This window comes from Amycolatopsis magusensis (genome assembly GCF_017875555.1).
GTDB lineage: Bacteria > Actinomycetota > Actinomycetes > Mycobacteriales > Pseudonocardiaceae > Amycolatopsis > Amycolatopsis magusensis.
In genome coordinates this window covers 1,914,719-1,934,347 of record NZ_JAGGMS010000001.1, presented here as the reverse complement: position 1 = coordinate 1,934,347, position 19,629 = coordinate 1,914,719, and the positions used below count along the sequence as shown (strand labels likewise).

Annotated in this window: 17 protein-coding genes; 8 read left to right on the top strand and 9 right to left on the bottom strand. The window is 70.0% G+C overall.

Going from position 1 to position 19,629, the window contains the following annotated elements; all coding sequences use genetic code 11:
• Positions 1–199: 199 nt before the first annotated feature.
• The 6 genes from JOM49_RS09230 to JOM49_RS09205 form a co-directional block, all read right to left on the bottom strand.
• A complete protein-coding gene (locus JOM49_RS09230; RefSeq protein WP_209663913.1) occupies positions 200–1,621 on the bottom strand; it encodes a lipopolysaccharide biosynthesis protein in 1,422 nt (473 codons plus the stop codon).
• A complete protein-coding gene (locus JOM49_RS44030) occupies positions 1,618–2,991 on the bottom strand; it encodes an O-antigen ligase family protein (protein ID WP_209663912.1) in 1,374 nt (457 codons plus the stop codon). The genes JOM49_RS09230 and JOM49_RS44030 overlap by 4 nt, the downstream gene beginning before the upstream one ends.
• A gap of 11 nt (positions 2,992–3,002) precedes the next feature.
• Positions 3,003–3,797: a hypothetical protein gene (locus JOM49_RS09220; protein WP_209663911.1), complete on the bottom strand. Its 795-nt coding sequence runs from the start codon at positions 3,795–3,797 to the stop codon at positions 3,003–3,005.
• A 79-nt stretch (positions 3,798–3,876) separates the two neighbouring features.
• Positions 3,877–4,608 (bottom strand): class I SAM-dependent methyltransferase, encoded by a 732-nt coding sequence (locus JOM49_RS09215; RefSeq protein WP_209663910.1) that lies wholly within the window; start codon positions 4,606–4,608, stop codon positions 3,877–3,879.
• Between the two features lie 5 nt (positions 4,609–4,613).
• Positions 4,614–5,498 carry a DUF6492 family protein gene (locus tag JOM49_RS09210; RefSeq protein ID WP_209663909.1) on the bottom strand — a complete coding sequence of 295 codons (885 nt, stop codon included), beginning with the start codon at positions 5,496–5,498 and terminating at the stop codon, positions 4,614–4,616.
• Positions 5,495–6,334, bottom strand: a complete 840-nt coding sequence (locus JOM49_RS09205) for a glycosyltransferase (RefSeq protein ID WP_209663908.1) — start codon at positions 6,332–6,334, stop codon at positions 5,495–5,497. The genes JOM49_RS09210 and JOM49_RS09205 overlap by 4 nt, the downstream gene beginning before the upstream one ends.
• A 138-nt stretch (positions 6,335–6,472) precedes the next feature.
• On the opposite strand from JOM49_RS09205, the gene JOM49_RS09200 reads away from it, so the two are divergent.
• From JOM49_RS09200 to JOM49_RS09185, 4 genes are all read left to right on the top strand, one after another.
• A complete protein-coding gene (locus JOM49_RS09200; RefSeq protein ID WP_308158695.1) occupies positions 6,473–7,720 on the top strand; it encodes an MFS transporter in 1,248 nt (415 codons plus the stop codon).
• Complete coding sequence (locus JOM49_RS09195) at positions 7,704–8,678, top strand: TolB-like translocation protein (protein ID WP_209663906.1); 975 nt, start codon at positions 7,704–7,706, stop codon at positions 8,676–8,678. The genes JOM49_RS09200 and JOM49_RS09195 overlap by 17 nt, the downstream gene beginning before the upstream one ends.
• A 120-nt stretch (positions 8,679–8,798) precedes the next feature.
• Entirely contained in the window at positions 8,799–9,590 is a 792-nt protein-coding gene (locus JOM49_RS09190) for a WecB/TagA/CpsF family glycosyltransferase (protein ID WP_209663905.1), read from the top strand.
• Entirely contained in the window at positions 9,587–11,653 is a 2,067-nt protein-coding gene (locus tag JOM49_RS09185; RefSeq protein ID WP_209663904.1) for a glycosyltransferase, read from the top strand. Before JOM49_RS09190 ends, JOM49_RS09185 begins: the two co-directional genes overlap by 4 nt.
• 80 nt (positions 11,654–11,733) lie before the next feature.
• Here JOM49_RS09185 and ddaH read toward each other — a convergent pair whose 3' ends face one another.
• Positions 11,734–12,582, bottom strand: a complete 849-nt coding sequence (gene ddaH / locus JOM49_RS09180) for a dimethylargininase (RefSeq protein ID WP_209663903.1) — start codon at positions 12,580–12,582, stop codon at positions 11,734–11,736.
• Between the two features lie 74 nt (positions 12,583–12,656).
• Between ddaH and JOM49_RS09175 the strand changes: the two genes are divergently transcribed.
• The 4 genes from JOM49_RS09175 (at position 12,657) to JOM49_RS09160 (ending at position 17,041) form a co-directional block, all read left to right on the top strand.
• Positions 12,657–13,103 (top strand): Lrp/AsnC family transcriptional regulator, encoded by a 447-nt coding sequence (locus JOM49_RS09175; protein WP_209663902.1) that lies wholly within the window; start codon positions 12,657–12,659, stop codon positions 13,101–13,103.
• A gap of 7 nt (positions 13,104–13,110) precedes the next feature.
• Positions 13,111–13,884 carry an enoyl-CoA hydratase gene (locus JOM49_RS09170; protein WP_209663901.1) on the top strand — a complete coding sequence of 258 codons (774 nt, stop codon included), beginning with the start codon at positions 13,111–13,113 and terminating at the stop codon, positions 13,882–13,884.
• Positions 13,885–14,060: 176 nt separating this feature from the next.
• Entirely contained in the window at positions 14,061–15,980 is a 1,920-nt protein-coding gene (locus JOM49_RS09165; protein WP_209663900.1) for a 2-oxoacid:acceptor oxidoreductase subunit alpha, read from the top strand.
• Positions 15,977–17,041, top strand: coding sequence for a 2-oxoacid:ferredoxin oxidoreductase subunit beta (locus JOM49_RS09160; protein ID WP_209663899.1), 1,065 nt, complete (start codon positions 15,977–15,979; stop codon positions 17,039–17,041). Before JOM49_RS09165 ends, JOM49_RS09160 begins: the two co-directional genes overlap by 4 nt.
• Positions 17,042–17,064: 23 nt before the next feature.
• On the opposite strand, the gene JOM49_RS09155 is transcribed toward JOM49_RS09160, so the two are convergent.
• On the bottom strand, positions 17,065–18,453 hold the full coding sequence (locus JOM49_RS09155; RefSeq protein WP_209663898.1) for a sunset domain-containing protein: 1,389 nt from the start codon (positions 18,451–18,453) through the stop codon (positions 17,065–17,067).
• A gap of 82 nt (positions 18,454–18,535) precedes the next feature.
• Positions 18,536–19,534, bottom strand: a complete 999-nt coding sequence (locus JOM49_RS09150; RefSeq protein WP_209663897.1) for a polyprenyl synthetase family protein — start codon at positions 19,532–19,534, stop codon at positions 18,536–18,538.
• Positions 19,535–19,629: the final 95 nt, after the last annotated feature.

Below are 19,629 nucleotides of genomic sequence, written 5' to 3'. Positions count from 1 at the left end.
AAACGAGCCCGGGCAACAAATATTCATCCGCACCCCAGCAAAGCGAGCCCGGGCGCCCAAACTCGAGCATCCGCCCAAACCCCACTCCGCCCCGGTCCACAGCCAAAAACACGGCGAGGAGGGCCTTGTCAAGGCATCATTCCCGCCTTGACAAGGCCCTCCTCGCCGTAGTCACACTAAAAAACCGGGGCGGAAACCCTCACCGCAACTCCCGCAACCGCCCCCGCAAAGACCAAACGAACGGAACATAAACCAGCACCCCCACCCCCACCCCCAAGAACAACTGCACCGCCGAAGGCTCGGTCAAAGCCCGTACCCCGAACATGACCCCCACCATCACCACAACCCCCACCACCGGCCGCACCAGCGCCATCCCCAGCCCCCGCAACGAAACCCCCGTCCGCCGCACCATCCAGGCGAAAGCAGGCAGCACCACCACCGACGCCACCAGAGCATGCAACGCAGCCACCCCCGCGATCCCGTTCCAAAGCGCCCCCAACGGCAAAGCGACGAGCAACGACAAGAACCACCCCACCTGCAACCACAAGCAAACCCGCGACCGCCCCAAAGCCACCAAGAAGTCGTAACACAACTCCGCGAAAACCCGTACCACACCCAAGATCGCCAGGAACTGCACCACAACCGCCGCAGCCGCCCACTTGCCGCCGTACAAAGTGGTCACCGCCGGCAAAGCCAGTACGCCCAAAGCCGCGCACACCGGCAGGGTCGGCACCGCCAGGATCACCGCCAGCCGCGTAAGAGCCTCGCCGCGGGAAGACGCCGAGTCCTGCACCCGCGCGAAAGCCGCCAGCGAGACCCGCCGCATCACTACCGAAAACGTGTTCACCGGCCAGCTCGCCAGGTTGAACGCGACCACGTAGAACCCCAGCGCCGTCACGTCGAGCAGTCGGCCGATCACCACATAGTCCACGTTCAGCATGGCGAACACCACGAAGCTCGCCGCCGCCAGCGGCAGGCCGAACGCCAGCAGTTCCCGCGCCTGCCGCCGGTCGAACCCCGGCCGCGGCCAGTAGTCGACCAGCTTCAGCAACATCAGCGCCGACAGCGCGTTGCCCGCCAGCTGCCCCCACGCCAGGCTCCACGCCCCCGCGCCGTTCAGCGCCAGCGTCACCGTCAACCCGCAGGTGACCACCAGGTTCAGCAGGTCAGCCGCCAGTTGCGCGCCCTGCCGGAACGCCCGGTTCACCAGCTGCACCGCGGTCGCCGTGGCACCGTCGATCAACACCGACACGCACAACAACCGCAGCACGCCGACCGCGTCCGGTGAACCCATCGCCTCCGCGAAAGCGGGCGCCCCGAACCAGCAACCCACGTAGAGCAACGCGCTGGACGCCGTCGAGATCGTGGTGACCGTCGGCGCGATCGTCCGCGGATCACCTTGCCACCGCACGATCGCCAGGCTCACGCCCAGCTCGTTCAGCGACAGCACCGCGTGCAGGGCGACCAGCGCCACCGCGAACACACCGAAGTCCTCCGGCGCCAGCAACCGGGCGAGCAGCAGCGAGACGAAGAAGCCGCCGAACTTGCCGATCACCGTGTTCAGCAGGCTCAGCACCAGCGCCCGCCGGACCTTCGGCGGGGCCTCTTCCTGGGTGGTCATCGGGCTCCCGCTTTCAGGCTCGCCTTGAGCTTCTCGGTCCAGGTCACGCGGCCGACCCTGGCGCGGGGCGGGTTTTCGGCTCGGGCGATGCGCAGCAGCGAGCCGCACAACCCGACGGAGAAGAAGCTGAGCCCGGCGATCACGCTGAAGCTCAGCAGGTCGAAGGTGGCCGCCGAGATCAACGCGATCAGCATCGCCGAGATCATCGCCCCGGCCAGCCCGCGCATCTCGCGGTTGCGGCTGACCACGATCACCCGCACCGCCGCGTAGACGCCGACCACGAACATGCCGACGAAGGTGACCAGCCCGATCCAGCCGTTCTCGATCAGCGTCATCAGGTACTGGTTGTCCAGGATCAGGTACTTGTCCGGCAGGAAGGTGCCGAACCCGCGACCGGCGATCGGGTGGAGCCCGATGTGCCGCCACGCCTCGTCGTAGTCGTCGGTGCGCGAGGTGACGCTCGGGTCGGAGTCGATGTTCGCGAACAACCCGTACAACGTGCCGAACAGTCCCGGGATCGCCAGCACCGCCGCCGCGGCGAAGCCGAGCGACATCCCGGCCACGATCAGCCTCCGGCGCCCGCGCACGCTGGCGATCACCACCAGGATCACCACCGCCAGGCTGAGGATCGCCGTGCGGGACAGGGAAACCAGTGCGCCGCCGCCGACCATCGACAACGACAGCGCCCACTTCCAGCGTGGTTCGCCGCGGTCCATCGCGCGGAACAGGTAGTGCGCGGCGAACGGGATCGCCATCGCGCACACCACCCCGAATTCGATCGGGTGGTTCGTCGTGCCCGAAGGACGCCGGAAGCTCGCTCGCTCCGGGTTGCTGTACTCCGAAGTCGCCTTCAACCCCGGGAACTGCAGGTACTGCGTCAGATCGAGGTCCAGCGCGAACTGGACCAGCCCGATGCCCGCGCACACGGCGATCACGCCGACCAGCACCCGCAGCAGCCGGTTCAGCCGCTCCCGCACGGTCACCGTGTCGCAGACGAACACACCGAGCGCGGTCATCGCGGTGATCCGGATCAGGCCGCTGTCGGCCAGGTTCAGCTCGTCGTCGGGCAGGTGCCTTCGCGTGGCGACGCCATAGGTGATCAGGTTCGCCGCCAGGAAACAGGCGAGCGCGACCCGGGGCGCGTTGTGCCCCTTGGCCACGCCGAGCGTGTCGACCAGCTGGCTGCACAGCCACAACACGCCGAGCAGCGCGGCGAAGGCGATGGTCGGCGCCAGTGTCATCGGAATGCGCGAGAACACCAGGCGGGCCGGGATGATCAGCAGCATCACCAGGTAGATGCACACCAGCCCGGCCCCGTCGAGCCGTTTCCAGATCGGCTCGGCCTTGCCGACGAAGGGCGCGGTCTGCACGCCGGTGTCCCTCAGCGTCTGGGGTCGGGCGCGGACGGCAGCGGGCCGACGCTGGCGATGAACACGGTCGCGTCATCGTCCGGCTGCCCGTTTTCCAGCCGCGGCCGGGCACGCGGCGCCGGCGGCGGCTTCGGCTTGTCCTTGGCCCCCGCAGCGTCCTCTGCGGTTTCGTCCCGACGCCGCTGCCGCGCCCGTGCCACGCTGTCGAAGGCGAACGTGCCGGCCAGGGTGAGCAGCAGCGACAACACCAGCGCGGCACCGGCGAACCGGATCTTGCCGCCGGTCAGCGGTTCCGGCTGCGTCGGCTGCACCAGTTCCTGCGCCTTGATGAAGGTCGACTCCGGGGCCTGCACCGCGCGCTGCCGGTTGTCCAGCTCGGTCCGCGCGCGTTCCAGCACCCGCGCCACCAGGCCGCGGCTCTCCTGCTCGGAGGTGGCCTCGGTGGTGACGAAGACGAACGGCCCGTTGGTCTGGCCGTTGTTGGCCAGGTAGGTGCTGCCCGAGTCCGGTCCGGCGCCGACCTGTTCCTTGGTCAGCGGGTCGTTCAGGATCTGCGACACGATCTGCGCGGAGATGACCAGGCTGCCGTCGAAGGAGAGCAGCGGGTTGGTCAGCGAGCCCTCGGTGGGATCCGCGGTGACCTTGGCGCCGGTGGACGGCGCGGTGAGCACCAGCGTGCCCGACGAGCTGTAGCGGGTCGGGATGGAGAGGTAGGTGAACGCGGTGAGCGCCAGCGCCACCCCGAGCGCGGGAACCACCACGTACCAGCGCCTTCGGGCGAGCTGAACGAATCCCCAGAAATCCATCTACCCCTCCACGAGCCGGTCCTGGGGCGTCCAGGCGCTATTCCTTTAGTCGGTGCGACCCGGATTTCGTTACCCCTGGTCAGGGCGCCACGGCCGTGGCGAGCAGGTTGTCGCGGAAGCGCGGCACCCGCAGCAGCGGCTTGCCCACGCGCATCAGCAGGCGGTCGGCCCGGCGGTTCGGCACGTGCGCGAACTCCCGCAGCTCCAGCTCGATGTCGGCGAACCCGGCGCGCTCGATCTGCCAGCGCAGGTGCTCGGCGGAGTACTCCAGCACGTGCCCGCAGCCCTGGTCACCGGGGGTGTCGAAGTGGTCGAAGATCGGCCGCCCGAGCGCCAGGTAGACGATGTTGCGCAGGCGGTACAGGTTCGGCGTGGTGCAGATCAGGTACCCGCCGGGGCGCAGCATCGACCGCAGCCGCCGCAGCGCGACGTGGCCGGGGACCGGCAGGTGCTCGATCACCTCGGAGAGCAGGATCACGTCGAACTGGCGATCGCCGCCGCTTTCGTCCAGCGCGAGGTTGAAACGGAAGGTGTCGATGCCCAGGCCGGAGAGCGTCGGGAAGCACGCGTCGGTGATGTCGGCGACGGTCGCGCGGTCGGCCCACAGCTCCCTGGCCATCGCGGCGAGCTGCCCGCCGCCGACCTCCAGCACGTCCACCGGCTCGTCCGGCGCCAGCGCCGCGAACCGGTGCAGCACGGCCTCGTAGCGGGACTGGTACCGCGGGTAGTACTGCGGTTCCTCCTGCCAGTCGCCGGCGAGCACCACCTGGTCGAAAACGCGGGCGAAGTCGTGGGAACCGAAGGCGCGCATGAAGTTCAGTCCTGTCTCTCGGGGGACACCGCGGCTTCGCAGGCAGCCAGTGCCACGTGCCGGTTTTCGGGGGAGGTGCCGGACTTCGCGGAGATCATCACGGCCAGCGCGTCCGGGGCGAGGCGACCGGCGAACTCGCGCGCGCCGGCTTCGTCGAGCGGGGTGTTGTCCCAGTAGGTGTGGCAGTACAGCGAATCCGACGGCACGCGCGGGATGGTGCCGCCGAGCACCTCGTCGGCGAAGACGCCGTAGAGGATGAACTCGGAGATGTGCAGCCGCCCGGTGAACAGGTCGAGCCAGCTCTTGCCGGTGACCTCCTGGACGCGGTCCTGGAGCAGCCGGACCACGGCGGGTTCCCAGACGTTGAACGGGCTGACGTAGTCGGGAAGCGGCAGGTCCGGGGCCGGGGGCAGGCCGAGCAGTTCGCGCGCGACGGCGTGCCAGCGCACGTGGCGCGGCATGCCCGCGTGCACGGCGTTCTCCGCGCGGAACAGGCCGATCCGGCCGTTCACCGCGAAGCTTTCGGCGGTGGTGTGCCGGATGAGCACCACGTCGGAGTCCATCATCAGCACGGCACGAGCGTCGAACCGCGAGGCCGCGGCCAGCTTGACCGCCTGCTGCAGCACCCAGCCGCGCACCGGCGGCCACGGGCGCCTGGCGTTGAGCCAGACACCCGCTTTCGGGGTCGCCAGGTAGCGCTTGGGGAGCAGCTCCGGATAGGTCCAAATGCGACAGCGACCGCCCTCGTACCGCGCGAAGAGGCCGCGGTCGACGGGCGGCACCACCACGTGGTGCACGGCGTCGGTGTGGTCGAGCACGGACCGGTGCAGCGCCTCGAAGAGCCCGGCGTCCGGGGCATAACTCGGGGTCAGCACGGCGAAATCGGTCATCGGGTACGAATCCGTTCGGTCAGCACGGCTTTCAGCGCGAACCGGTGGCCCGCGTCACGGGCCCGCAGCAGTTCGTGGAGGACCACCAGGGCGCGGAACACCGCCGAGGCGGCCCGGCCGTGGTATTTGGCGAAGTACCGCACGCGGTTGACCGCGAGCAGGGCGGTGAGCGCCGGGCCGGAACCCGAGCCGCCACCGTGGTGGGTCACCGTGGCCTCCGGCACGAAAACCGTGCGGAGGCCGGTTTCCCGGACGCGCCGGAAGAAGTCGACCTCTTCGGAGTACAGGAAGAATCTTTCATCCCAGTCCCCCACCAGTTTCCGGCAACGGGCGGTGATCAGCAGTGCCGCACCGCAGGTCCATTCGGGAGCGCGGGCCCCGCTCCGGTACGCACTTTCGGCCCATTCGGTCTCGCTCCACCCGGACGGCAGCCACGCCGCACGCCTGCCGAGCAGGGCGTCGACCAGCGCCCGCCGTCGTGACGGCTCGTAGCGCCGCGAGTGGGCCACCGCACCGGAGGTTTCCCTGATCAGCGGTACCGCCACCCCCACACCGTCGTCCACCGCAGCCAGCAACGCCGTCACCGATTCATGGTCCACAGTGGAATCCGGGTTCAGCACCAACACGGCCTCCCCGGCGCCGACGTGCCGCCAGGCCACGTTGAGCGCCCCCGCGTAGCCGAGGTTGGCCCCGGTTTCCAGCACGCGCGCACCCGCTTCCCTGGCCAGGGCGACGGTGTCGTCGCCGGAATCGTTGTCGACCACCACGGCGGGCAGTCCGGCTCCGGCGAGCCCCGCGAGCAACGCGGGGAGGTCACGGGCGCTGTTGTGGGTCACGATCACCGCAACCGGCATGACCGGCTAATCGGGACGGTTCCACGGCTCGTTACCGACGGATGCCGATCCGAGACCTGGAGACCGATAACGGCGCGGCCCCGGTGATCGATGTCCCAGCGGGACGAAAGGCGCCGACTGGTGTATCTCACTACGCGAAACAGCCCACCGCGGACCGGGCAACCGGCCGCCGGGGGAAAACTGCCGTCGACGGTGTTCGCGCTGGGCGCAGTCAGCCTGCTCACCGACGTCTCCGCCGAGATGATCACCGCGTTCCTGCCGGTCTACCTCCTGTACACCCTCCAGCTGGGATACGTCCAATTCGGACTGCTCGACGGGCTCTACAACGGCGCCACCGCGATGCTGCGGCTGCTCGGGGGTTTTGTCTCCGATCGCCTGCGCAGACCGAAAATGGTCGCCATGGCCGGGTACGGCGCTTCGGCGCTGGCGAAACTGGCCTTCCCGCTCGCCGGTGCGTCCGGCGCGGGCATCGGCGGCGTGCTCGCCTTCGACCGCGCGGGCAAGGGCCTGCGCACGGCCCCGCGCGACGCGCTGATCAGCCTGTCCACCCCGCCGGGGCGGCTCGGCCGCGCGTTCGGCGTGCACCGCGCGATGGACACCTTCGGCGCGTTGCTCGGCCCGCTGGTCACCTTCTGGATCCTGGCCGAACTCGGCACCGGCGCCTCCCCGGTCTTCGTGGTGAGCTTCTGCTTCGCCGTGCTCGGCTGCATCGTGCTGGCGACCTTCGTCCGCGAGCACGTGCCACCGACGCCGAAACCCGCCCGTTCCCCGGTCTCCTGGCGGGCCTGCGCCGGACTCCTGCGTGACCGCCGCATCCGCCGGATCACCCTCGCCGCCGGGCTGCTCGGCCTGGTCACCATCAGCGACGCCTTCGTCTTCGTGGTGCTGCAGAAGACCTCCGGCGTGCCGCTGGAACTGCTGCCGCTGCTGCCGCTGGGCACCGCGCTGGTGTTCCTCGCCGCGGCGGTCCCGATGGGACTGGCGGCCGACCGGTTCGGCCGCTGGCCCGTCTTCTTCGCCGGGCACGTGCTGCTGCTCGGGGTGTACGCGGCGCTGCTGGTGCCGAACGGGGGCTTCCCGGTCGCGGTCGCCGCGCTGGTCGGGCACGGCCTCTTCTACGCGGCCACCGACGGCGTGCTGATGGCCTACGCCGGGCCGCTGGTGCCGGAGGCGCTGCGGGCCAGCGGGCTGGCCGTGGTGCAGACCGGGCAGGCGGTGGCGCGCCTGCTGTCCTCGGTGGCCTTCGGCTTCCTGCTCGCCGCGATGACCATGCGGTCCGCGGTGCTGCTGGTGCTGGGCGCGTTCGTGCTGGTCCTGGTCGGCTCGGCGCTCCTGCTGCGACGGAGGCCGGATGCGCTGGCTGCGTGAACACCGCGTCGCGGCCGGGATCGTGGCGATGGTCCTGGTCGTGCTGGCTGGCGGCGGGTACGTCTTCTGGACCTCCGCCACCGGGCGCGCGGGCGAGGCGGCCTCCGCGATGCCCGGTGACCTGCTGTTCATCGACCAGTCCGACGGCCGGGACGTGGTGCAGCGGGTGCCGCTGGCCGATCCCGGCGGGCCGCGGCAGGACACCGCCGAACGCTGCCAGCGGGTCTACTCCGCGGGCGGGACCACGGTGTGCCTGCGCCTGGCCGGGCCGGGACCCAGCTACGAGGTGGCCGTGCTCGGCGCCGACGGCCGGGTCCTTCGGACACTGGGCCTGGCGGGCATCCCGAACCGGGCGCGGGTGTCGGCGTCCGGCCAGGTCGTTTCGTGGACCTCGTTCGTCACCGGCGACTCCTACGCCGTTCCCGGCGGTTTTTCCACTCGCACCGGAGTGCTCGATCTGCGCACGGGCACCCTCATCGAATCGCTGGAGGATTTCTCCACCACGGTCGCCGGAGAACCATTGCTCGCCGCCGACCGGAATTACTGGGGCGTGACCGTCGCGGCGGACGATCACACCTTCTACGCGACGGTTTCTTCCCAGAATCGGACGTGGTTGGTGAAAGGCGATCTGCTCGACCGGACCATGCGGGAAGTGCGACCGGGACCCGAATGCCCGTCCCTTTCACCCGATGGCACCAAGGTGGCCTACAAAAAGCGGCTCGGCCGTTTCGGCCAGTGGGAACTCGCGGTATTGGACCTGACCACCCGGCACGAGCAGGTACTGCCCGGAACCGTCGGGATCGACGACCAGGCAGCCTGGTTGGACGACACCCGGTTGGCCTACGCACAGGTGCCGGGCGACGGTCGGAAATCTTCCGTCTTCGCCGTGCGTGCCGACGGTTCCGCCCCGCCGGAACTGCTGGTGGCCGACGCTTCCTCGCCGGTGCCAATGCGCTGACCGGACGGTTGTAACGTTTCTCCGGCCCGCTCGACTAAATTCCACGCGGCCTTCATTTCCTCCCGGCTGGGTCCCGGTCGCACCACCAATTCACTCTTCCCGGAATTCGAGGCGGCGTGCATGACTGCTGAGCTGGTCGGTGTCCAGATTGGGCCGAAAAGAGTAAAGGTCGGCGTCCTGCACATCGCACCACTGACCGAGATCGACCTCGTCGACCTCGTCGGCACCGCGTGGACCCGCGGCGCCGGCGGCTGGATCGTCACCGCGAACGTCGACATCTCCCGCGCGGCCGCCCGCCACCCGGAGCTGGCCGAGCTGATCGGCGAGGCCGATCTGGTGGTCGCCGACGGCATGCCGCTGGTGTGGGCCGCGCGGCTGGCGGGTGACCACCTCCCCGAGCGGGTCACCGGATCCTCGCTGGTGTTCTCGCTCTCCGCCGCCGCGGCCGCCGCCGGTCGCTCCCTCTACCTGCTCGGCGGTGAACCCGGGGTCCCCGAGGCCGCCGCCGACGCGCTGAGCACGCGATACCCGGCGCTGAAGGTGGCGGGCACGCACTCGCCGGCCTTCGGCTTCGAGCGGGACCCGGCGCAACTGGCCGACGTGGTCGACCGGGTGCGCTCGGCGAACCCGGACCTGGTGCTGGTCGGCCTCGGCTTTCCCAAGCAGGAGCGGCTGATCCGCGAGTTGCGCGAGGTCCACCCGGACGCCTGGTACGTCGGCTGCGGCGCGGGCATCCCGATGGCCGCCGGGGAGTTCAGCCGCGCCCCCGAGCAGTTGCAGCGGCTCGGCGGCGAATGGCTGCACCGGCTGGCGCTGGAACCGAAGCGGCTGGCCCGGCGGTACTTCGTCGACGACGCGCCGTTCGCCCTGCGCCTGCTGGCCGGCGCCGCGGCCCGGCGGGTGACCCGATGACCGAGCCGCTCGCCGTGGTGATCGTCGCCTACAACAGCGCCGGCGTGCTCGAAGAGTGCCTGCGCTCGGTGCGTGTCGCGATCGACGGCATCGACGGCACGCGGATCATCGTGGTGGACAACAACTCCGGCGACGACACGCTCGAAGTGGCAGCCGCTGTGTGTCCCGAGGCCGAAATCCTGCGACTTCCCGGCAACCTCGGCTTCGCGGCCGCGGTCAACGCCGGTGTCGAGCTGGCCGGTGGGGCCGACGTGCTCGTGCTCAACCCGGACATCCGCCTCGAACCCGGCGCGGTCCGAGGTATGCGGGAGGCGCTGACCGTGCCCGGGACCGGCATCGCGGTCCCGCTGCTGCTCGACAAGATCGGCCGCCCGGCGTTCTCACTGCGCCGCAAACCGACCGCCCTGCGTGCCCTCGGCGAAGCCCTGCTCGGTGGCACGCGGGCCGGGTTGATCCCGGCGTTCGGCGAACTGGTCGTCCGGCACAGCCGCTACCGCGAGCCGGGCACCGCCGACTGGGCGACCGGCGCCGCGTGGCTGGTTTCGCGGGAGTGCCTCGCCGCGACCGGCAAGCTCGACGAGCGCTACTTCCTCTACTCCGAAGAAACCGAGTACATGCTGCGGGCGGGCGACGCCGGTTACGCGGTCCGCTTCGCCCCGCGAGCCGCGGCGACCCACCTCGGCGGCGAGCAGTCGACGTCCCCGGAACTGTGGTCGCTGGCCACCACGAACCGGGTGCGCCTGCGCCGCCAGCGCGCCGGACGGCCCGCCGCGCTCGTGATGTGGTTCGCGGTGGTGCTCAACGAACTCCTGCGCGTCCGCCGCGGGCCGAAGCACCGGCTCGCCCTGCGTCAGCTCCTCCGGTGGCGGCGCTGGCCGTCGCTGCCGGGCGAGGACGTGGGTTACGTCTGCTTCTCGGCGCAGGATTGGTGGTACCACAACAAAGCGCATTCCGACTTCCAGCTGATGCGCGCGGTCGCCGAACGGCGGAAGGTGCTGGTGGTCAACAGCATCGGCATGCGCATGCCCGCGCCCGGCCGCAGCACCCAGGTGACCAGGAAGATCCTGCGGAAGCTGCGCAGCGTGGCGATGCTCGTCCGGCGGCCGCTGCCCGACCTGCCGAACTTCCGCGTGATGTCCCCGCTGCCACTGCCGTTCTACGGTTCACCGTTGCTGCGCCGGATCAACGCGTTCGTGGTGCGGGCGCAGGTGCGGGCGGTGTGCCTGGCGCTCGGGCTGCGCGAGCCGGTGATCATGGTGACCATCCCGACCGCGTGGGACGTGGTGCGCCCGATGGCCAAGCGGTCGCTGGTGTTCAACCGGTCGGACCGGCACTCCGACTTCCCCGAGTCGGACAAGGCCACCATCCAGGCGCTCGAACGCGGGCTGCTGCGTGACGCCGACACCGTGCTCTACGTCAGCCAGGCGCTGCTCGACGAGGAGCGGCCGCTGACCGGCGATCGCGCGTACTTCCTCGACCACGGCGTGGACCTGGAGCACTTCCGGGCGCGACCGGTTTCCGAGCAGCCCGCCGATCTGCGCCGGATCCCCGGTCCCCGCATCGGGTTCTTCGGCGCGCTGGACGATTTCGTGGTCGACTTCGAACTGCTCGAGCGCGTGGCCGCCGAACTGCCGGAAGCCTCCTTGGTGTTGATCGGCGACTCGAGCCACCCGATGGACCGGTTCGACAAGTACCCGAACGTGTACTGGCTGGGCTTCCGCGCGTACGAAACGATTCCCGCGTACGGCTCCGGTTTCGACGTCGCGCTCATGCCCTGGCAGGACAATCCATGGATTCACCACTCGAACCCCGTCAAGCTCAAGGAGTATCTTGCGCTCGGGCTGCCCGTGGTCAGCACGGAGTTCGCCGAACTGGCGAAGTACGCCGGCCGCGTGCGCGTGGCGGCGGGGTACGCCGGGTTCGTCGAGGCGGTGCGGGAGAGCCTGAACCGGGGCGCCTCGTGCACTCCGGAACTGCTGCGGGCCTCGGTCGCCGACTACTCGTGGCGATCCCGTGCGGCGGCGCTGACCGCGATCGCCGAGGGCGCACCGGCCCGTACCTGACGCGCGAAGGGTGGCTGCTGCTCGGTCTGGTGGCCGCCACCCTGGCCGTGGCACTGCTCGTGATCGGTTAGCGCGGCCGCCTACTTGCGGATCTCCAGGGTGCAGCACTTGGGGCCGCCGCCTGCTTTGCGTAGTTCGCTGATGTCGACGTAGACGGGGTCGTAGCCGCGCGCGGTGAGGCGTTCGCCCAGCGCGGTGGCCTCGATCGGCAGCACCACGTTCCGGCCGTCCGAGACGCCGTTGAGGCCGAAGCACTCGGCATCGGCGGCGGTGGCTTCGACGGCGTCCGGGAAGAGGCGGCGCAGGACCCGCAGCGAGCCGGCCGAGAAGGCGGCCGGGTAGTAGGCGATCTGCGCGGGCGTGCTGTCGGTGGCTTCCGCGAGCACGAACAACGCGGTGTCCAGGTGGTAGAACTTCGGGTCGATCAGCCGCAGCGAGACCACCGGGACGCCCAGTGCCTCCTGCGCCTCGCCGTGGGCCTCGGGGTCGGTGCGGAAACCGGTGCCCGCGAGCAGCAGGCGCCCGGTCCAGGCGAAGTCGCCTTCGGCCTCGTTGATCTTGGACGGCATGGAGATGTCGCGGTAGCCGTGTTCGACGAACCAGCGGCGGAAGTGCTCGGCCTCGGCGGCCCGCTGCGGCGCGCGGAAGCGCGAACCCAGCACGCGGCCGTCGATCACGGTGCCGGAGTTGGCCGAGAACACCATGTCCGGCAGGCCCGGCTGCGGGGTGATCTCCTCGACGGTGTGGCCCAGGCGGCGGTAGGTGTCCCGCAGCTCGCGCCACTGCTCGACGGCGCGGGCCGCGCTCGCCGGTTTGCTCGGGTCCATCCAGGGGTTGATCGAGTACTCGACCGCGAAGAAGCGCGGCTCGCACATGAGGTAGCGGCGCGTGGTCGGCACGCGCACCGGAACCTGATCCACAACCGTCATGGGCCCAAGGTAAGGGCGACCTGACTGTGCAAGCAATCGCCGTTCCTTGCGCATTTTCGTGCTAAACATTGCAAATGAACACCATCGACCAGCGGATCGTTTCGTGTCTGGTGACCAACGCGCGATCGAGCTTCGCCGAGATCGGCAAGGTGGTCGGCCTGTCCGCGCCCGCGGTCAAGCGCCGGGTCGACCGGCTGCTGGAGACCGGGGTGCTCAAAGGGTTCACCGCCGTTGTGAACCCGGAAGCGCTGGGCTGGGGCACCGAGGCCTTCGTCGAGGTGCACTGCCAGGGCAACGTCGCGCCCGCGCGCATCCGCGCCCGGCTCGAACCGCTGCCGGAGGTGGTGGCCGCCTACACCGTGACCGGCGCCGCCGACGCCATCGTGCACCTGCGGGCGGCGGACATCCACCAGCTGGAAACCGCGCTGGAACGCCTGCGCGGCCTGGAGATCATCGACCGGACCGTGTCCACCGTGGTGTTGTCGAGGCTGCTGGAGCGCCCGCCGAACCCGGGCGCATGATGGACCGATGATCCGCAGCGAACAGGCCGGCAAGGTCGCCGTTCTCACCATCGACGCGCCGGACAGCCGCAACGCCCTCACCCTCGACCTGTCCGCCCAGCTGGCCGCCGAAGTCGCGCGTGCCGAAGCGGACCAAGGCACTCACGCGCTGGTGGTCACCGGTGCCCCGCCGAGCTTCTGCGCCGGTGCCGACCTGTCGGCGCTGGGCGAGGCCAAGGAGGAGGGCCTGCGGGCGATCTACGAGGGCTTCCTCTCGGTGGCGCGGTGCAAGCTGCCGACCATCGCCGCGGTCGGCGGGGCCGCTGTCGGCGCCGGGCTCAACCTCGCGCTGGCCGCCGACGTCCGGCTGGCCGGTCCGCGCGCGAAGTTCATCGCCCGCTTCCTGGAACTCGGGCTGCACCCGGGCGGCGGCATGACGTGGATGCTCCAGCGGGCCGTCGGCCGCCAGCGGGCGATCGCCATGACGCTGTTCGGCGAGGTGCTCGACGCCCCCGCCGCCGAAGCTGCGCGTCTCACCATGCGGACAGTCGACGGCGATCACGAACAACTTCTCGAAGCCGCTTTGGCGCTCGCCGCCCCCGCGACCGAAGCGCCGCGCGAACTCGTCATCGCGACCAAGGCGTCCATGCGCGCCACCGCCGCCGAGCCGGACCACGAAGCCGCGGTCAACATCGAAATAGCGCCCCAACTGGCGTCTTTGGATTCACCGGAGTTCGCCGAGCGGCTCAACCGGCTCCGGTCGCGCATTAGCGGGGATTCAGCGGGTAGGGCTATCAAGTAGGGCGTGACGGGCCACACCCGGGGGTACCGCAAGTAACTGTTACCATAAGTCACAGGTAAGTCGGCTCACACCACGAGATACACCAGAAGCTCTCCAAGTAGCCTTGAGGTAGAGGCGGCATTGTCAGAATCCCGGTGCGAGGCAAGGCCAGTCGGGAGAGAGGGAATCCCTGACCCATGAGCACGAGTGCGAACGGCAACGGCGCAGACGCACTGACCGCGCTGTCGCCGGCCAGGCAGACCGAGATCAGCAAGCTCGACCGGGTGGTCATCCGCTTCGCCGGCGATTCCGGTGACGGCATGCAGCTGACCGGGGACAGGTTCACCTCGGAGGCCGCCGCCTTCGGCAACGACCTGTCGACCATGCCGAACTTCCCGGCCGAGATCCGCGCACCACAGGGCACCATCCCCGGCGTTTCCAGCTTCCAGGTGCACTTCGCCGACTACGACATCCTCACCCCCGGCGACCGGCCGGACGTGCTGGTCGCGATGAACCCCGCCGCGCTCAAGGCGAACCTGAGCGACGTCCCACATGGCGGGACGGTGATCGTCAACACCGACGAGTTCTCCGGCCGCAACATGACCAAGGTCGGCTACGACGGCAACCCGCTCGAGGACGACACCCTGGCGCCCTTCCAGGTGCACAAGGTGGCCATGTCCACGCTGACCCGCGGCGCGCTGGAGGCGACCGGGCTGTCGAAGAAGGACGCCGAGCGCGCGAAGAACATGTTCGCGCTCGGGCTGCTGTCCTGGATGTACCACCGGCCCACCGAGGGCACCGAGGCCTTCCTGCGCGAGAAGTTCGCCAAGAAGCCCGACATCGCCGAGGCGAACATCCTCGCCTTCCGCGCCGGCTGGAACTACGGCGAAACCACCGAATCCTTCGCGACCACCTTCCAGGTCGCCCCGGCCAAGCTGGCTCGCGGCACCTACCGCCAGATCACCGGCAACACCGCGCTGGCCTACGGGCTGGTGGCCGCCGGGCAGCGGTCCGGGCTGCCGATCCTGCTCGGCACCTACCCGATCACCCCGGCCTCGGACGTGCTGCACGAGCTGTCCAAGCACAAGCACTTCGGCATCCTGACCTTCCAGGCCGAGGACGAGATCGCCGGCATCGGCGCCGCGCTCGGCGCCTCCTACGGCGGCGCGCTGGGCGTCACCTCGACGTCCGGGCCGGGTGTGGCGCTGAAGTCGGAGACCATCGGCCTCGGCGTGATGACCGAGCTGCCGCTGGTGGTCATCGACGTGCAGCGCGGTGGCCCGTCCACCGGGCTGCCGACCAAGACCGAGCAGGCCGACCTGCTGCAGGCGCTGCACGGCCGCAACGGCGAGAGCCCGGTCCCGGTGATCGCGCCGCAGACCCCGGCGGACTGCTTCGACGCGGCGATCGAGGCCACCCGGATCGCGCTGAAGTACCGCACGCCGGTGCTCCTGCTTTCCGACGGCGCGATCGCCAACGGCAGCGAGCCGTGGCTCATCCCGGACGTGGACAGCCTGCCCGACCTCAGGGTCGAATTCGCCAAGGAGCCCAACGCCACCGACGGTTCCGGCGAGTTCTGGCCCTACGTCCGCGATCCCGAGACGCTCGCCCGCGCGTGGGCGGTCCCCGGCACGGCCGGGCTGCAGCACCGCATCGGCGGGCTGGAGAAGGCCGACGGCACCGGGCACATCTCCTACGACCCGGACAACCACGACAAGATGGTCCGGCTGCGCCAGGCCAAGATCGACGGCATCGACGTGCCCGACCTGGTGGTCGACGACCCCAGCGGCGGCAAGGCCAGGGTGCTCGCGCTCGGCTGGGGGTCGACCTACGGCCCGATCGGCGCGGCCTGCCGCCGGGTGCGCAAGCAGGGCATGGCCATCGCGCAGGCGCACCTGCGTCACCTCAACCCGTTGCCCGCCAACCTGGGCGCCATCCTGAACTCCTACGACACGGTGGTGCTGCCGGAGATGAACCTGGGCCAATTGGCCATGGTGCTCCGCGCCAAGTACCTCGTGGACGTGCACTCCTACACCAAGGTCGCCGGACTGCCGTTCAAGGCCGAAGAGCTGCAGGGCGTCTTCACCGACATCATCAAGGGAGTCGAGGGGAAATGACCGCGATCGATCTGGGCTTGCCCACGCTCGGCGGCCTCGAGGGCGTGCCGACCACCGACGCGCCCCAGAAGGCCAAGGACTACAAGAGCGACCAGGAAGTCCGCTGGTGCCCCGGCTGCGGTGACTACGTGGTGCTCAACGCGGTGCAGTCGTTCCTGCCGACGCTGGGCCTCAAGCGCGAGAACATCGTGTTCATCTCGGGCATCGGCTGCTCCTCGCGCTTCCCGTACTACCTGAACACCTACGGCATGCACTCGATCCACGGGCGCGCGCCGGCGATCGCGACCGGGCTGGCCACCACCCGCCCGGACCTGAGCGTGTGGGTGGTCACCGGGGACGGCGACGCGCTGTCCATCGGCGGCAACCACCTGATCCACGCCCTGCGCCGCAACGTGAACCTGAAGATCCTGCTGTTCAACAACCGGATCTACGGGCTGACCAAGGGCCAGTACTCGCCGACCTCCGGGCCGGGCATGGTCACCAAGTCCACCCCGATGGGCAGCGTGGACACCCCGTTCAACCCGCTGTCGCTGGCGATCGGCGCGGAGGCCTCGTTCGTCGGCCGCGCGCTGGACTCCGACCGCAAGGGGCTGACCGAGGTGCTGCAGGCCGCGGCCGAGCACCGCGGGTCGGCGCTGGTGGAGATCTACCAGAACTGCCCGATCTTCAACGACGGCGCGTTCGAGGTGCTCAAGGACAAGGACGAGGCGCAGCGCAGGCTGATCCCGCTCAAGGCCGGTGAGCCGATCCGGTTCGGGCCGGAGAACGAGTTCGGCGTGACGCGCAGCGCCTGGGGCGGCCTGGAGGTCGCCAAGGTCAGCGAGATCGGCGAGGCGAACCTGGTCGAGCACGACCCGACCATCGAGGACACCAGCTACGCGTTCGCGCTGTCGCGGATCGGCGACCAGAACCTGAACCACACGCCGATCGGCATCCTGCGCCAGGTGGCCCGGCCGACCTACGACGACCAGGCGAGGGCCCAGGTGGAGCAGGCAGTGGCCGCGAAGAAGCCGGACCTGCGTTCCCTGCTGCACGGCAAGGACACCTGGACCGTCGCCTGAGGGTCTGGTCTTTGTGTGACTGACTAGCCGAGCGGGCGGAAACCGACCCGCTCGGCGTCGGTCGCGGTGCGGAACCACACCTCGGCCACCATGCGCGGGAACTGCGGTGACTCCTCGGTGCAGTAACGCAGGGCCGTCACGCTGGCCTTGACGGTGAACTCCTCGGCGGGACGGCCACCACCCGGCTTCGGCATGGCCGACCCAGGCCCGAACGGGCCGATCGGGACAGCGGGCTCGGGCTCGAACTCACGGGCGGGCGGCGGCTCCGGCACGATGCCGTTGGGCCCGGCCGGAACGGCGGGCTCGAACAGCGAACCGCTGTTCTGGCCCTGCTCGAGCACGGGTTCGCGGCGCTCGACCTGGCGAACCGACGGCTCGATCGGCTGCGGCGGGTCGAAACCGCCCAAGGGTGCCTGCCGGGGCTGGCGCTTGGGCAGCACCTGGGTGCGCTCGGCGGCCAGTTCCTCTTCGTAGGACTGTTCCTCGGTGAAGGCGTAGGCGGGCGTTTCCTCGTCGACCGGCGCCGGAGTGAAGAGGCTGGCGGGCCGCTCGTCGTCCAGCACGCCGGCACCGTTGTAGTAGACGGTCTCCTCGGCGTTGTTCTGCTGACGGGCGAACCAGCTCTGCTCCACGGACTCGTGGGTCTCGTCGTCCTCCTCGCGGGGACGCTCGTCGTAGTGCTGCCCGATTTCGATGCCGGCCTGGATGGGCTCGGGCTCGGTTCCGGTCTCGTACTCCTGGTGCTCCGGCTCGTACGTCTCGCGAGCGGGCTCCGGGTCGTACGGGTCGCGCATGGACTCCGGCTCGTACGCGGCCTGGTAGCTGGTCGCCGACTCCGGCTGATAGCCGTTCGCGGCCTCGTGCTCCAACGGAGGCTGGTACCCGGTCGGCGCCTCGGGCTCGTACGCGGCCTGGTAGCCAGTCCGAGACTCCGCCTCCGGCTCAAAAGCAGGCTGGTAGCCAGTCCGAGACTCCGCTTCAGGCTCGTAGGGGGCCTGGTAGCCAGTCGCGGTTTCCCGTTCCAACCCGGGCTGGTACTCAGTCCGGGACTCCGCCTCAGGTTCGTAGGCGGGCTGGTAACTGGTCGCGGCCTCGCGCTCCGACCCTGCCGGATAGCCAGTCGGGACGTCACGCTCCGAAGCGGGCTGGTACCCGTTCGGGGAGTCGTGCTTCACCGGGGCCTGATAGCCGGTCGGCGCTTCCGATTCGAACGTGCGCGTCGGCTCCGCGGCGGGTACTTCCGGCGTGAACTGGCGGGTCCGCTCCCGGGGCGCCGCCTCCGCGGCCGTGAGCTGCCGCTGCAGTTCCTTCACCTGTTTGCGCGCCGGCAGGACCACCAGCAGAACGGTCAGCAGCGCCCCCAGCGCGAACGCCGCCACGCTCCACAACCAGACCTGCGTGAAAATCGACATCTCTGCCGCGTCCCTCCTTCCGGCCCCCTCGGCTACTTGACGGGACCGGGCAGCCGTCCTTACGCCCCCTGTCGGGGGTCACTCAGCCGGTGCGCGCCACCAGGTAGTCGGCGACCGACTCACAGGCGTCCCGCGCCGGTGACGCGGGCAGCGAAGCCAGTTCGACCCGCGCGCGCTGAGCGTAGTCGGCGAGGGTGTCCTTCGCCCGATCGAGTCCGGAAGAGGCCCGCAACAGGGTCAGCGCCTCCTCGACCAGGTGGTCTTCGGTGATGGGACCGGAAAGCAGTTCCACCAATCGGGGGTCGGTGGCCGGGTCGGCGAGGGCGTAGAGCATCGGCAGCGTGCGCACACCCTCGCGCAGGTCGGTGCCCGGCGACTTGCCCGACTGCTCGGAGGCCGAAGCGATGTCGATGACGTCGTCGGAGATCTGGAAGGAGGTGCCGATGATGTCGCCGACGCGACGGAGCGTTTCCACGTGCTCGGCGGGCGCGTTCGACAGCATGCCGCCGAAGCGCCCGGCGGTGGCGATCAGCGAGCCGGTCTTCTGCGCGATCACGGAGAGGTAGTGCTCGACCGGGTCCTCCCCATCGAGCGGGCCGACGGTCTCGCGCATCTGACCGGTGACCAGCTCGCCGAAGGTCTCGGCGATGATCCGGGCGGCGTCGGTGCCGAGGTCGGCGACGAGGCGGGAAGCGTGCGCGAAGAGGAAGTCGCCGGTGAGGATGGCGATGGTGTTGTCCCAGCGGGCGTTCACGCTCTGCGCGCCGCGGCGCATGGTCGCCTCGTCCATCACGTCGTCGTGGTAGAGCGTCGCCAGGTGCACCAGCTCGACCGCGGCGGCCGCGATCACCACCGCCTCGCGGCCCCCCACGCCGAACTGCGAAGCGAGCAGGGTGAACAGCGGGCGGAAGCGTTTGCCCCCGGCCTCGACCAGGTGGGTCGCCGCGTCGTTGACCGCCTTGACCTCGCTGCGCACGGTTTCCCGCAGGAGCGCTTCCACGTCGGACAGGCCACCGGCCAGGTCGCGCAGCAGCCCCTCGTCGGCGATCTGCAGGCCGACGGCCGCGCGCAAGTCCTCCATAGCGCCATCACGCACTGCCACTTCGGCTCCGCCCTCTCAGCACTGGGTCACGGGTTCACCCAAGCCTAATGGCTGGGGTCGGGACGCAGGTGGCC